This is a genomic window from Pseudomonas sp. MIL19 (genome assembly GCF_028680365.1).
GTDB lineage: Bacteria > Pseudomonadota > Gammaproteobacteria > Pseudomonadales > Pseudomonadaceae > Aquipseudomonas > Aquipseudomonas spirodelae.
The window spans coordinates 1-12,956 of sequence record NZ_JAPPVG010000024.1; the positions used below are offsets into that span (position 1 = coordinate 1).

Annotated in this window: 14 protein-coding genes; 4 read left to right on the plus strand and 10 right to left on the minus strand. The window is 58.8% G+C overall.

The window, feature by feature from the left end; genetic code table 11:
• Positions 1-70 precede the first annotated feature (70 nt).
• Complete coding sequence (locus tag N1078_RS14565; RefSeq protein ID WP_274088883.1) at positions 71-406, minus strand: hypothetical protein; 336 nt, start codon at positions 404-406, stop codon at positions 71-73.
• A gap of 308 nt (positions 407-714) precedes the next feature.
• Here N1078_RS14565 and N1078_RS14570 point away from each other — a divergent pair, with 308 nt between their 5' ends.
• Both N1078_RS14570 and N1078_RS14575 read left to right on the plus strand, forming a co-directional pair.
• Positions 715-969 (plus strand): heavy-metal-associated domain-containing protein, encoded by a 255-nt coding sequence (locus N1078_RS14570; RefSeq protein WP_322950485.1) that lies wholly within the window; start codon positions 715-717, stop codon positions 967-969.
• Positions 970-1,054: 85 nt separating this feature from the next.
• Positions 1,055-1,483 (plus strand): hypothetical protein, encoded by a 429-nt coding sequence (locus N1078_RS14575; protein WP_274088884.1) that lies wholly within the window; start codon positions 1,055-1,057, stop codon positions 1,481-1,483.
• Between the two features lie 67 nt (positions 1,484-1,550).
• On the opposite strand, the gene N1078_RS14580 is transcribed toward N1078_RS14575, so the two are convergent.
• From N1078_RS14580 to N1078_RS14590, 3 genes are all read right to left on the minus strand, one after another.
• Positions 1,551-2,468 carry a c-type cytochrome gene (locus N1078_RS14580; protein ID WP_274088885.1) on the minus strand — a complete coding sequence of 306 codons (918 nt, stop codon included), beginning with the start codon at positions 2,466-2,468 and terminating at the stop codon, positions 1,551-1,553.
• Complete coding sequence (locus tag N1078_RS14585) at positions 2,465-3,112, minus strand: c-type cytochrome (RefSeq protein ID WP_274088886.1); 648 nt, start codon at positions 3,110-3,112, stop codon at positions 2,465-2,467. Before N1078_RS14585 ends, N1078_RS14580 begins: the two co-directional genes overlap by 4 nt.
• A 575-nt stretch (positions 3,113-3,687) precedes the next feature.
• On the minus strand, positions 3,688-3,876 hold the full coding sequence (locus tag N1078_RS14590) for a co-regulatory protein PtrA N-terminal domain-containing protein (RefSeq protein WP_274088887.1): 189 nt from the start codon (positions 3,874-3,876) through the stop codon (positions 3,688-3,690).
• Positions 3,877-4,166: 290 nt separating this feature from the next.
• On the opposite strand from N1078_RS14590, the gene arfB reads away from it, so the two are divergent.
• Both arfB and N1078_RS14600 read left to right on the plus strand, forming a co-directional pair.
• Complete coding sequence (gene arfB, locus N1078_RS14595) at positions 4,167-4,580, plus strand: alternative ribosome rescue aminoacyl-tRNA hydrolase ArfB (RefSeq protein WP_274088888.1); 414 nt, start codon at positions 4,167-4,169, stop codon at positions 4,578-4,580.
• Positions 4,581-4,769: 189 nt separating this feature from the next.
• On the plus strand, positions 4,770-5,195 hold the full coding sequence (locus N1078_RS14600) for a VOC family protein (protein ID WP_274088889.1): 426 nt from the start codon (positions 4,770-4,772) through the stop codon (positions 5,193-5,195).
• Positions 5,196-5,256: 61 nt separating this feature from the next.
• Here N1078_RS14600 and ggpS read toward each other — a convergent pair whose 3' ends face one another.
• From ggpS to phhA, 6 genes are all read right to left on the minus strand, one after another.
• Positions 5,257-7,524, minus strand: coding sequence for a glucosylglycerol-phosphate synthase (ggpS, locus tag N1078_RS14605; protein ID WP_274088890.1), 2,268 nt, complete (start codon positions 7,522-7,524; stop codon positions 5,257-5,259).
• Positions 7,525-7,624: 100 nt separating this feature from the next.
• Positions 7,625-8,902 carry an MFS transporter gene (locus tag N1078_RS14610; RefSeq protein ID WP_274088891.1) on the minus strand — a complete coding sequence of 426 codons (1,278 nt, stop codon included), beginning with the start codon at positions 8,900-8,902 and terminating at the stop codon, positions 7,625-7,627.
• Between the two features lie 120 nt (positions 8,903-9,022).
• Positions 9,023-10,372: a DUF2254 domain-containing protein gene (locus N1078_RS14615; RefSeq protein WP_274088892.1), complete on the minus strand. Its 1,350-nt coding sequence runs from the start codon at positions 10,370-10,372 to the stop codon at positions 9,023-9,025.
• A gap of 100 nt (positions 10,373-10,472) precedes the next feature.
• On the minus strand, positions 10,473-11,669 hold the full coding sequence (locus tag N1078_RS14620; protein ID WP_274088893.1) for an amino acid aminotransferase: 1,197 nt from the start codon (positions 11,667-11,669) through the stop codon (positions 10,473-10,475).
• Complete coding sequence (locus N1078_RS14625) at positions 11,666-12,019, minus strand: 4a-hydroxytetrahydrobiopterin dehydratase (protein ID WP_274088894.1); 354 nt, start codon at positions 12,017-12,019, stop codon at positions 11,666-11,668. The genes N1078_RS14620 and N1078_RS14625 overlap by 4 nt, the downstream gene beginning before the upstream one ends.
• Positions 12,020-12,116: 97 nt before the next feature.
• Positions 12,117-12,902, minus strand: coding sequence for a phenylalanine 4-monooxygenase (phhA, locus tag N1078_RS14630; RefSeq protein ID WP_274088895.1), 786 nt, complete (start codon positions 12,900-12,902; stop codon positions 12,117-12,119).
• Positions 12,903-12,956 lie beyond the last annotated feature (54 nt).

A 12,956-nucleotide genomic window follows, 5' to 3' on the forward strand; every position in this document is an offset into this window, starting at 1 on the left:
GGGGGCTGAGTTTGCGGGCATCTGTTTTCATAGGGACAGATTACCCAATATGCCCTATTTATTTGCCAGGTTAATATTGCCCCTTAACTACATGTGCAGTTCGCTCTGTACCGGACTGAGTTACAACACCGACTTTAGCCAATGGGGCATTGATGCTGCCACTGTTTCTAACAGTCACGGTATAAAACTCAACCATGCTAGGCCCATGCCATGCTTCTTTGTTTTTGGTTTCCTCTAGAGTGCGAAGATTTTCTACTTGCTGATGGTGTGCAGCACAGGACAAAACTAAACTAATGTGTTCTTTTTTGCGGCTATGCCGATATGAAAGATAGTTGATGAGTAGAGCAAACGAGCCAGTAACAGCACCAAGTAACGCAAGCCAGTTCTGAGTGAGCCAACTTTCCACTTTACCTCCGAATGCCTAACTATTAATTAAGCGACATGCTGTCGCATAACGTCGAAAAGAGCGTCGTATAGCGCTCCCTATTTATCTGTAAATACTGCGCAGACTAACTATTTAGTCTGCACGCACGAGATTGCGATGGGTAAACGCGACATGAGTTACATGCACATTACTGGTGCGCAAGGCGTTGTGTCCACGGGTGGTGGTGCTGTGGTGGCGGGACGGCGTGCCGATATGTGCTTGACCTTGCCACAATGGCAAGGCTGAAGGTGAGGGTGAGTCAACAACCACTGCCCTTTAAGGAGCACGCGATGATTACTTTCGACGTACAAGGCATGACCTGCGGACATTGCATAAAGGCGATTACCCAAGCAGTGCTGGCCGTGGATGCAGCTGCCAAGGTGCAGGTCGACCTGCCGTCACAGCGGGTACAAATTGAGTCGGTTGCCGGCGAGGCGGAACTCAGCCAGGCCATTGTGCAGGCGGGCTATAGCCCGGTTTTATTGACTGGCGAGCCGGCCATCAGTACGCCGGCCAAGAAGGCCGGTGGCTGCTGCTGTAGCTGAGCCGGGGCAACGCCGTGCATTGATATTGATCAATACGCGCCGATGACACAGACGTAGATTTACGACCTAATCATTGGAGGTTCGCATGAACACTAAACAGCTTATCGCCACCCTGGCATTCACCTTTGTGGCCGGTGCGCAGGCCGCGACGCCTGCTATGCCGGGCCAGCAGGCGGCTGATGGCGCTGCTGCAGTTGTGGCGCCACAGTTCGACGCTGGTAAATTCGATCAGCACATCAAGGCGATGCAGGCCATACACCAACAATTTATGGCAGCCCGTACACCTGAAGAACGTGATGCGTTACGTCAAACCGGCATGGCTGCCATGCAGGATGGCATGACGATGATGAAGCAGATGCCTATGGGGGGCGACATGCCTATGGGCAAGCATATGGGTGGCATGGGCATGGCCAACGGTATGCCGATGGACTGCGCCGGCGCGGACCGGCGCACGGAGATGATGGACATGATGATGAAGCTGATGAATGACCAGCAGCTGCCGGCCAAGCAGTAAGGCCGAGCACTCAAGCATATGACTGGGCGAGGAGTGCCCAGTCAGGGGCAGGGCGGGCGAGGCTGAGCTAGAGGCCCTTGCCCAACATCTGCCCGTTGATGGTTTTGCCGTATAAGTTGACGCCGTCATTGGCGTGGTACTTGTCGCGGGTTTTCTCGACTGAACCATCGATCAAACGCGGGTCTTGCGGGCGTTCGTGGCTGTTCATAAAGGCGGCCACATGCCAGGCATCCTCATCGGACAAGGTGCCGCCTTTGCCCAGCGGCATGTTCTCTTTGATGAACGCTGCGGCGGTGTTGATCCGGTGCATACCGGCGCCCCAGTTGAACGAGTCTGCCCCCCACAGTGGGGGGAGCACGTAATCCTCGCCGGCTTTCTGCCCCTCGCCATTCTTGCCGTGACATACCGCGCACTGTGCTGCGTAAACCTTCTCGCCTTGGGCAAGGTCGAATCCGCCCTTGGGCTCTGACACTGATGGATAGGCGCGGCCTGGCAGCTCTTGCCCGGTGGGTGCGCCGGTTGCAAGCCAATAGGAGTAGGCGGTGAGCGCGGCGATCACCGGGCCGTTGGCTTCAGGGGCTTTGCCGTTCATGCTGAATTGAAAGCAGCCCTGTAAACGCTCGGTGTAGCTGTTGACCTTGTCGTTTTTCTTACGGTACGCCGGGTACATGGTGTACGCCGCCCAAAGCGGCGCAGAGTTGGCTTTGCGGCCCTGCTCCAGGTGGCAGTTGGTGCAGGCCAAGCTATTACCTACATAGTCTGGCGCGTGTGTTTTAGTGTCGACGAAGATGGCGCGGCCTTGCTGTACCAGCTTGCCAAAGGCGTTATCTTCAAGCTGGCTTTCCAGCGGTGGCTGGAAGGCCGCGTTGCTGGCAGGAACCGCTGCGGCGGTGGTGATTTGTGATTGATCATCCATGGCGATGTCCGCTGCATGCGCTGGGGTGGCCAGTGCGATTAGCAACAAGGCGCTTGTGGGGGCGTTCATTGGCCGGCTCCTGTTTCGGTCAGGGTGGCGAAGTACTGCGACACGGCATTGACCTCGTCTTGGCTGAGGCTGCGGGCGATGTGCCCCATCAGGTCGTTGGGGTCATTCTTGCGAGTGCCTTGCTGCCAAGCGACGAGCTGCGCAGACAGGTACTGGGCGGACTGCCCGACAAGGGGCGGAAAGGTCTCGCCAACGCCTACACCGCTTGGCCCGTGGCAAGACACGCACTCAGGAATATTGCGCTCCCAGGCACCACGCAATGCAAGCACGGCGCCTAACTCTGCCGCCGGCGCGGCGCGGCTAATGCGCTCGACCTGTGGTGACGGCTTGTTGGCGAGCAGCGCCGTTACCGCGTCTGCTTCTTCGGCAGTCAAGGCGGCTGCTATCGGTTGCATGATCGGGTTGGCGCGTGCGCCGGAAGCAAAATCAGCCAGCTGTTTTTTCAGATAACCGGCGGACAGGCCAGCCAGCCGCGGGAACCCGGCAGCGGCCAGGCCTTCACCCTCGGCACCATGGCAGGTGACGCAGGCCATCGCCGCCGGGTTGCTACCGCCTTTGCTATAGACAGTGGCCGCATCGGCTGCGTGGGTAGGCAGCGCTAGCGCCAGAAGCAGCCCGGCAAAGGGCCAGTGAGCGAGGTTCATGTAGCCTCCACATGATATTCAGGTAACGGCACTGGGCTGCTTGGTCGTGGATTAACACTTCGCGCAGAGCGCCCGATAAGTGATTTCAGCGGCTTGGTGCTCGAACACCTTGCGATTGCTGCAGGGCGCTCACTCAAGCAAGCGGCGTCCGGGTTGCTTTAGGCCGTGTATTTACCTTAGACGAGATGCAGCGCCCGACTTAAGTTTGCGGGCGCCGTGTGTCGTGTCAGCAACAGCCGAGCATTGACCGTTCCTGTCACGTAGCCTCGCACAAGTGGGTCATGGGCCTGCTGCGTATTATTTGTCGCAGCGTTAACGGCAAACGCATAGGCGATATATGCGGGCGTCGGCTTGCGCTGTGATCAGCAGATCCGGACGAGAGGCGGGGGGATGTATGGCGGCGGATGTGGGGTTGCAGAATTCGGCGGCAAGATGGTGCTCGCTTATCGCCGCGAGCAAGTAGCTGTTTTGCGCCAGAGTGTTCTGGCATCTGCCTCGGTTGGTAGGCGTTGCGCCTGGTCTACAGCCGCTGCAGGCAGCGGCTATTTCAACCATTAGGGCGATACAGTATTGCTTCAGCCGTTGCTCTGATCGGTGTTCACGGACGCGTCAGCCTGTTCCTGCTTGGCGGCCTGGAACGCTTGCAGCGATGCTTCGCGGGCTTGTTCCATACGTGCGAAGGTGCGATCAGAGCCGCCTTCGGCCATGGCCAGGCTGGAGACACTTAGAGCAGCCAGTACGAGAAGGGTGTTCAGCGATTTCATTTAGGTATTCCTCATTGTTTCGGTAAGCCCCTGCTAACAGCGGGCGTTGAGTGTTGCGTTCGAAACAAGATTAACCAGGGCACCCCGTCAGTAAGCTGAAGCTGGGGTTACATTTTCGTAATCCTGCGCATGCTTGCTGAGTGCGCTCATGCAGGGGGCATTTGTCGGGTATGTATGGGCTTAGCTCGGCCAGCGTCACGGCACGCGGCCTGATAAAGACCGGGCTAATGGCGGCAGTCAGGCAGCGTTCGCGTTATCCTGAGCGGCCTTTCTTGTGTTGAAGCCTGGCCATGCTGGTTATTTCCAACAGCGTTCATCTCCCCGATGACGAAATCGAACTGACGGCCATCCGTGCCCAGGGCGCGGGCGGGCAGAACGTCAATAAGGTCTCCAGCGCGATGCATTTGCGCTTCGACAGCCAGGCGTCATCCTTACCGCCGTTCTACAAGGAGCGTTTGCTGACGCTGCGCGACAGCCGTATCACCGCCGAGGGTGTGGTGATCATCAAAGCCCAGCAGTACCGCACCCAGGAGCAGAACCGCGCCGATGCCCTGGAACGCCTCGCCGAGCTGATCCGTAACGCCGGCAAAACCGAGAAAGTCCGCCGCCCGACCAAGCCTACCCTGGGCTCGAAAAAGCGCCGCCTGGAAGGTAAAACCAAGCACGGGGCGATCAAGGCTGGTAGAGGGAAAGTCGATTTCTAAACGTTGCGCCTGAGCGGCAGGGCTTTCGTTGCATGGCACGCGGCATTGCATCTTCGGCACTGCCAGGGCCTTTGCAAGGCGAACCTCGCTGGCCGGGTGGGGTCTGCTTTAAAGGGTGGACGCTGCTGTACCTGGGCTAATCTACCTGTGACCGATGCATAACGACTGTTAACGCAAAGGAGTAAGCAGATGAAAATTCATGCCTATTTAACCTTCGATGGCCAATGCGAGGCGGCGTTTAAATTCTATGCCGATTGCCTGAACGGAAGCCTGGAGTTGATGCGTTTCGGTGAGGGCCCGGAGGCAGGCAGTGTTCCAGCGCAATTCCACGATCGGGTCATGCATGTGAGCCTCGCCGTGGGTGATCAGCTGCTGATGGCGTCCGACACCTGCCCAGGCATGGGCACGCCGTATGAGGGCATCAAGGGCTGTTCGATTTCTCTGCAGGTGGAGAACGTGCCCGAGGCCGAGCGCCTGTACGAAGCGCTGTCTGCCCAGGGCTCGGTGCAGATGGAGCTGCAGCCAACGTTTTGGGCCACGCGGTTTGCCCTGTTCACGGACCGCTTTGGCGTGTCTTGGATGATCAATTGCAACATTGATGCGCAGATGGGCTAAGCCACTAAGCCAATACGCAACAGCCCGGCCATGGGCCGGGCTGTTTGCATACAGGCTCAGTTCAAACGACTAAGCCCAGTGCGCGGTCGAGCTTTTCTTCCGGGTCGCTGACGGCCGCAAGGAACTCATCGCCCCAGCGGCGGATATCGTTATAGCTGACGATATCGAACAGTTCACGCAGGCGATCCTGGGCTTCCGCCTTGGGCATGTTGAGTGCCACATAGCAGGTTTGCACCATATCCATGGGGTCGTGCGGGTTGGTCAGTAGCGCGCCTTTGAGCTCAGCGGCCGCGCCGGCAAACTCCGACAGTACCAGTACGCCACGCCCACCGAGCAAGCCTTGGGCGGCGACGAATTCCTTGGCCACCAGGTTAAGGCCGTCGCGCAGTGGGGTAATCCACATCACATCGGCCATGGCATACCAGGCGCTGACTTCTTCGAATGGCAGGCTGCGGAAGAAGAACTGCAGCGGCGTCCAGCCGATGCGCGCGAAGCGGCCGTTAATCCGGCCCACGGCTTGCTCGATTTGTCCTTGCAGTTCGTCGTAGATGGTCATTTCTTTGGCCGCCGGGACGCAGACCGTGACCAGGGTGACTTTGCCCAGCAGCTCCGGGTTTTCTTCCAGCAAGCGCTCGTAGGCGTTGAGTTTTTCCAGGATGCCTTTGGTGTAGTCGAGGCGCTCGACCGAGAGAATCAGTTTGACTCCGCTCAGCTCGGTACGCAGGCGCTCCATCATGTCCTTGATCTTAGGTGACTCCAGGGCGCTGCTGACCCGGTTGATGTCCAAGCCCACCGGGTGCGCGCCGAGTTTGACCACCCGCGTACCGGTGTCCACGGCCGTGGTCATGCGCTCCAGGCCCACGGCGCAGCCATAGGTGATAAAGCGCGGGGCGCAGTTCTGCCGGCTGATGGTTTGCAGCGGCATCACGCCGCGCGCGGCATCGACGAAGTTCTCCACCTGACGCGGGATGTGGAAGCCGATGTAGTCGCACTGCAGCAGGCTGCCAATGATCTGCCGGCGCCACGGCAGCACGTTGAACACATCGGCCGAAGGGAAGTAAGTGTGGTGGAAAAAGGCGATGCGCAGGTCGGGACGCAGTTCGCGCAAGTAGCCCGGCACCATCCACAGGTTGTAATCATGCAGCCACACGGTAGCGCCTTCGGCAGCTTCCAGCGCGGTGCGTTCGGCAAAGGCGCGGTTGACCTTGAGGAATACTTGCCAGTCGTCTTCGCGGAACTGTGCACGCTCCCAGAAAGTGTGCAGGGTTGGCCAGAAGGCCTCTTTGGAGAAGCGTTTGTAGAAGATGTCGACTTCTTCTTTGCTCAACGCCACCCGTGCAGCGGTCAGCGTGGGGTAGCGTTCGGCATCCACGGTGGTGTGGCTTTCAAAGGTTTCGCCGCCGGCAGCGTCATGTTCGGCCCAGGCCACCCAAGAGCCCGCACGGCCATCGCCGAAAAAACTCAGCAGGGTTGGGATAATGCCGTTGGGTGAGGTCGGGCGGCGGCGTTGCAACTTGCCATCCTTGCCGCGGTACTCCTCATAGGGCAGGCGGTGGTAAACCATCACCAGATCCGCTTTGCCGGGTTCAGCGACTTGTTTGCCCTCGGCGGCGATGCCTTGTTTACCGAGAAAGCCAAAATGCACAAAGGCTTCGAGGATGCCACCGCAACCGGCGCGCTCGGCATGCAGCACGCGTGAGTACTGACGCGTGGCTTGCAGCAAGCCGTCTTCGGATTCGCCAACGCATACGCCCTTGAACTGCCCGCTGAGCATGCTCAGGTCGTTCAAGGTGTCGCCGGCGGTCAGCACCTGGTCATGGTCCAGTTCCAACCAGTCGATCAGTGCTTGCAGGCTGCTGCCCTTGTTGACGCCTTTGGGCAGGAAGTCCAGATAACGCTCGGCGGAATACAGCAGGTCGCAGCCCAGGCTTTCGGCGATTTTCAGCAGTTCCGGGTTGCCGGCTTCTTCAGGGCTGCAGAAGTAGGAGCAGCGGCGCACTTGCGGCACGTCCTGGCGCTCTAGGGCCAGGTGTTCGATGGCGCTGGCGACCTGGCTGTCGCCGGGCCAGAGCGCATCTACCGCGCTTTGCAAGGGTTGGATTGGCTGCAAGGTGTCGCCATGCACCAGGCTGGCGCCGACATCGGAGATGATGAAGTCAGGTTGCGGCAAGGTGGGGTCAGCCAGCAGGGGCAAAACCGATTCCAGGCTGCGCCCGGTGACATAGGCCAGACGAATTTCTGGGTGGGCGGCAATGGTCTGATAGAGGCTCAGACGATCCTTGGGATCGCCGCCGAGAAAGGTTCCATCGAGATCGGTGGCAAGTAACATGCGCTGTCTTCCTGTCCAGTTAAGTGGGTGCAGTGACGCGCCGACATAGGCCGACGAGCTGTGTGGGGCGAATGCGCAATGCTGCGTTCGCCTCTTCTTTTTATCCCGGCGTCTGCGGCGCCGGGTTATGCGGTTCCTCGTTAGAGTCTGTGGCATCTGTTGCTGGTGCGTCGGGCATTAGCTCAAGCACCGTATGACTGGTCCGTAGCATAGGCATGAAGTGCCCAGCGGGTGCGCTGACCAGATCGCTGACATGGCGCAGGCGGTACAGCGTGTAAGCCGCGAGCAGGCCGAGGGTTACCGCGAAATACAGCGGCAGCGCCTTGGCGCCCAGATGCTGCATCAACAGGCCCGCAAGCAGCGGCCCGCAGACCGAACCGATGCCGTTAACCATTAGCAAACTGCTGGAACCGGCGAGAACTTCATCGCTGTGCAACTGGTCGATCAGTTGCGCCACGGCAATCGGGTAGATGGCAAAGGTCAGCCCGCCCCAGATAAACATCAGCCCGAGCAGCAATGAACCTGCCGGCAACAGGCTCATCAGCAGGGCCACCACGACTGACAGCGTGACGACCCAGAGCAACACCACGCGGCGGTCGTGTTTGTCGGAGTAGATGCCAATGGGCCATTGCAGCAGTGCGCCGCCGAGAATGCTGCTACTCATCAGCAGGCCCACGCCTGTCGCATCAAAGCCATTCAAGCTGGCATACACCGGTGCCATGCCCCAGAACGCACCCAGCGCTAAGCCGGATAAGCCTGCTGCGGCGATGGCCAGCGGTGCAATGCCGACAATCTGGCGCAGGTTGGTGTGCAGGGTCTCGGGTACGCTGGGCTGGATTTGGCGGGTCAGGGTAATGGGCATCAAGGCCGCGCTGATCAGCATGGCAGCCAGCACGAACAGCACGAAGTCAGTTGGCGATGCTAGGTTCAGCAACTGCTGCGCGGCGGCGAGTGCGCCGAGGTTGACCGCCATGTACACCGCGAACACTTGGCCACGCTTGTCGTTCGGCACCTGGGCGTTAAGCCAGCTCTCGATCACCATGTACAGGCTGACCAGCGCCAGGCCGTAAAGCACGCGTAAACCCAGCCAAACCCAGGGGTCGACGATCAGTACATGCAGCAGGGCGGTGATGGCAGCCAGTGCGGCGCAAAAGGCAAACGCACGGATATGCCCAACGCGGCGAACCAGCGGAATCGCTAGCCAGGTGCCAAGGAGAAAACCGACAAAGTACCCAGACATAATCAGCCCGAGCATCGAGGTGGAGTAGCCTTCGGCGACGCCACGCAGGGTCAGTAGAGTGTTAAGCAGGCCATTGCCGAGGAGGAGTAATGCCACCCCCCCCAGCAACGAGCTGATTGGGGCAATTAAGGACCACATAGCGACCTACCCTAAGCAAAACAGCCACGCATGGCAAATCACAGGCGGCGTTTAGGAAGGTGTACTTGGTTTTTAAGTTATTGTTTTAATTGATTTTATTTTCGTATATGAGCGTGCTAATTATTTTTCAGCGGCGGTTTTCCTAGGTACTGCCAGCAACGCAACAGGTTCTTGGAGGTCGTTGTTCTGGTTAATGCGTTCGATCAACTGGTTAATGGCCTCACGCTCACGGCTGTTATGCAGGCAGTGGTCCGCGGTTTCTTGGACGCTGTGAACATGCTTGAGTAAATCTGTTTTTTGCTGCGCGCGTAGGGGATGGTAAAGCAGGTTTTTGTAAGCCTGTAGCAACCCGAACAGCACACTGGCATCTGCCCGGCCGTAGTTACGAATAGGGCCAAAAACCAGCAGCAGCAATTCATCCAGCGACAATTCGTAATGGAACAGGCGCGGCGGCTCATCATCCAGCAGCGCGAAATCCAAGTCGGGTAAAGCCAAGCGTTTGCTCAATAACACGCTGAGTAAATCGATGGCGGTGAGCGCGGTACCTGGGTCGTTGATCCCTGGACTGAGTGCCTTGACGGCGATTTCAGAGATTTGCGTGCAGCCAAACAGGTAATGGGCGTGGGCGTACTCTTCGATAAAAAAGTCGAAGCAGTCGAGCAGGGCGCTGGATATGTCCTCATCCACTTGCCGATCCAACTTGAATAGTGGGCGACCACTCGTCACGAAGAAACCATGGTGGATCATTACCGTCATGCGCAGGTCGTGTTCAATCAATAGGGTGTTGATTGCGTTGATATTGAGTTCTTTGAAGTACCCATTGCGCTGGGCGCGAACCTGTTGCCATTGCTGGTCATCGGGCCAGCTGGGGATTGTATCGACGCTGGCCAATTTGGCTTCGCGTGCGGCGAGCTTCTTCAGGGTGGTCTGGTAGAGGTTGTTGAGGATGTATTCGACTTGAATCGAGCGGGAAATCGAGTGGATAAAGTGAACAAACAGGCCAAGGCAGGCGATGCCCATGCCCAGTGCTATCAGCACCCCAAGGCTGGGCACCTGGCTGGAGTTACCTTGCTCGATGCTGGTGATCAGTAACAGCGAATAGAGAATGGTGCCGAGATAGAAACCCAGAGTTTTCTGGTGCCCCTTGTCACTGATTAGGCCCGGTAGCACACGGGGTGAGAGGGCGGCGGATGCGTTATTCAGCACCACCATAACCATGGAGAAGCTAAAAACGGTCAACGACAGGATGCCCCCTACCAGGGTGCTGAGTATCAAACGGGCATTTTCGGCGTTGCGCACCAGGCCCACATCGACGTTGCGCTTGAGAGACATCAGCCAGGGCTGATACTCGATACTCATGACTAGCAGGCACAGGCCAAAAAAGCCCACGGCGATCAGCGTTGGATAGAGTGCCAGGCTGTGCAGGGTGCGTTGGTACACGCGAAACACGATATTAGAAAGGCGGGACACAGGCATCTCGAGATGATGGGTGTGCCCCGACTATAGCAAGCCTGGGTTTGTGTGCAGTGGCTTGAGGCCGAGCGCTTTGGTTAAGGCGCTCGGTGGCGCTTTAGTCCAGGCATACGCGGGCGATGGCATTGGCCAACTGGTCGAGGCGATTGGCATCCAACCCCGCCATATTGGCCCGGCCGCTGCCGACCATGTACACACTGAATTCATCACGTAGGCGCTGCACCTGCTGGGCGCTAAGGCCAGTGTAGGAGAACATCCCGCGTTGTTGGTTGATGTGCGCGAAGCGCTCGGCCAGCCCATGGGCTTGTAATGCTTCAACCAGGCCCGCGCGCAGGCTGACAATCCGCTGCCGCATGCTGTCCAGTTCGTCCATCCACAGCGTATGCAGCTCGCTGTCGGCGAGAATGTTGGCGACCACGGCCGCGCCATGGGCGGGCGGCGTAGACCACAGGTTGCGCGCCAGAAACGCCAGTTGGCTGCGCACATCCTGCAGTTTTGCCGGCGTTTCAGCGCAGACGATCAACGCGCCCGTGCGCTCGCGGTAAAGGCCGAAGTTTTTCGAGCAAGAACTGGTGATTAACAGCTCAGGCAACTCAGCCGCAAACAGACGCACCGCCCAGGCGTCTTCTTCCAGGCCGTCGCCAAAGCCCTGGTAGGCAAAATCGATTAATGGCAACAACTCGCGCGCCTTGACCACCGCCAGCACGCGCGTCCAGTCGTCTGCCGTGAGGTCGAACCCGGTGGGGTTGTGGCAACAGGCATGCAGCAGCACCACATCGCCTTTCGGTACATGGCTGAGGGCGGCGAGCATTGCCTCGACATTCAGCTGGTTGTCCGCGCCCACATAGGGGTAATGGCCGACGCGTAAACCGGCGGCAGCAAAAATGCTTTCGTGGATCGGCCAGGTCGGGTCGCTCAGCCAGATGCCGCGGCCCGGCAGGCAGTGAGCAATAAACTCCGCGCTCAGGCGCAGCGCGCCAGTACCGCCAGGGGTTTGCGTGGCTGCTGCACGGTCTTCCAGTAAAGGATTGTCTGCGCCCAGCACCAGCTGACTCAGCAGGCGGCCGAACAGCGCATCACCATGGCCGCCGATGTAGCTTTTAGTGGCTTCGCTTTGTTGCAGTGTCAGCTCCGCCAGCTTGACTGCCCGAGGTATGGGCGTCAGGCCATGGGCATCCTTATAAACCCCGACACCCAGGTCGAGCTTGGCGGGGTTGCGGTCGGCGCGATAGGCGTCCATCAGGCCGAGAATGGGGTCCCCCGGCACTCGGGCAATGTGCTGGAAATGACTCACTTGCGGCCCTCGGCACTGGCGGCCAGTACATCAGTGCGCGCGGCCATAATGAAGTCGTTGCGGTGCAGGCCACGCATTTCATGGCTCCACCAGGTCACGGTGACCTTGCCCCATTCGGTTAGCAGCGCTGGGTGGTGGCCGACTTCTTCAGCAATGGCTCCTACGGCGTTGGTAAAGGCCAGGGCATGACGGAAGTTCTTGAACGCGTAAACCCGCTCCAGCTCCATGTGGTCGTCGCGTACTTCGATGTTCCAATCGGGGATCTCACGGATCAGTTCCGCTAACTCGTCATCACTGACTTTCGGCGCATCTGCACGGCAGGCTTCGCATTGGGCTTGGGCAAGGGACATGAGGTTTCTCCTGGGGCAAAGGTGGGCCGTAGGATGGGGTGGACGGCGGTCTGTTGAGCATCGCTCGACCTGCGCGGCCCTACCCATCCTACAAAGGTTAGGCAGCTCTTGGCGCAAATTTTGGGGCGTGCAAGCCCTGGCGCATGGCCTGCCGGACCATGCTCATGATGTCTTCATGGGCCAGTTCGAAGAGGTGCTTGAGCTCCGGCAGGACGAAATACACAGGCTGCAGAATGTCGATGCGATAAGGCGTGCGCATCGCCTCGATGGGGTCAAAGGCCTGGTGCTCAGGTTTATTGGACAAGCAATACACGGTTTCTTTCGGTGAGGAGAGAATACCGCCGCCGTAAATCCTGCGGCCCTGGCTGGTGTCGAGCAGGCCGAACTCGATGGTCAGCCAGTACAGCCGCGCCAGGTACACGCGCTCTTCCTTGCTGGCGGCCAGGCCGAGCTTGCCGTAGGTGTGGGTGAACTCGGCAAACCAGGGGTTGGTCAGCAGTGGGCAGTGGCCGAATATTTCGTGAAAGATGTCCGGTTCCTGCAGGTAGTCCAGCTCCTCTGGCGTACGGATAAAGGTGGCTACCGGGAATTGTTTACTGGCCAGTAATTCAAAGAAGGTCTGAAACGGAATCAGCGCCGGCACCCGCGCCACCTGCCAGCCGGTGCTGGCTTGCAACACCTGATTGATTTCACCCAGCTGCGGGATGCGCTCATGGGGCAGGCCGAGCTGTTCGATGCCGTCCAGGTATTCCTGGCAGGCACGGTCCTCAATCACCTTTAGCTGGCGGGTGATCAGGGTATTCCACACCTGATGCTCAGCTTCCGGGTAAGCAATAAAACCACTGTCATCCGGTTCGCGCGCTGTGTAGTGCGTGCTCTTCATTGCAGCCTCCTGCTGGGGCTTTGTTGTTGTATTTGAGCTAGAAATACCTCGCTT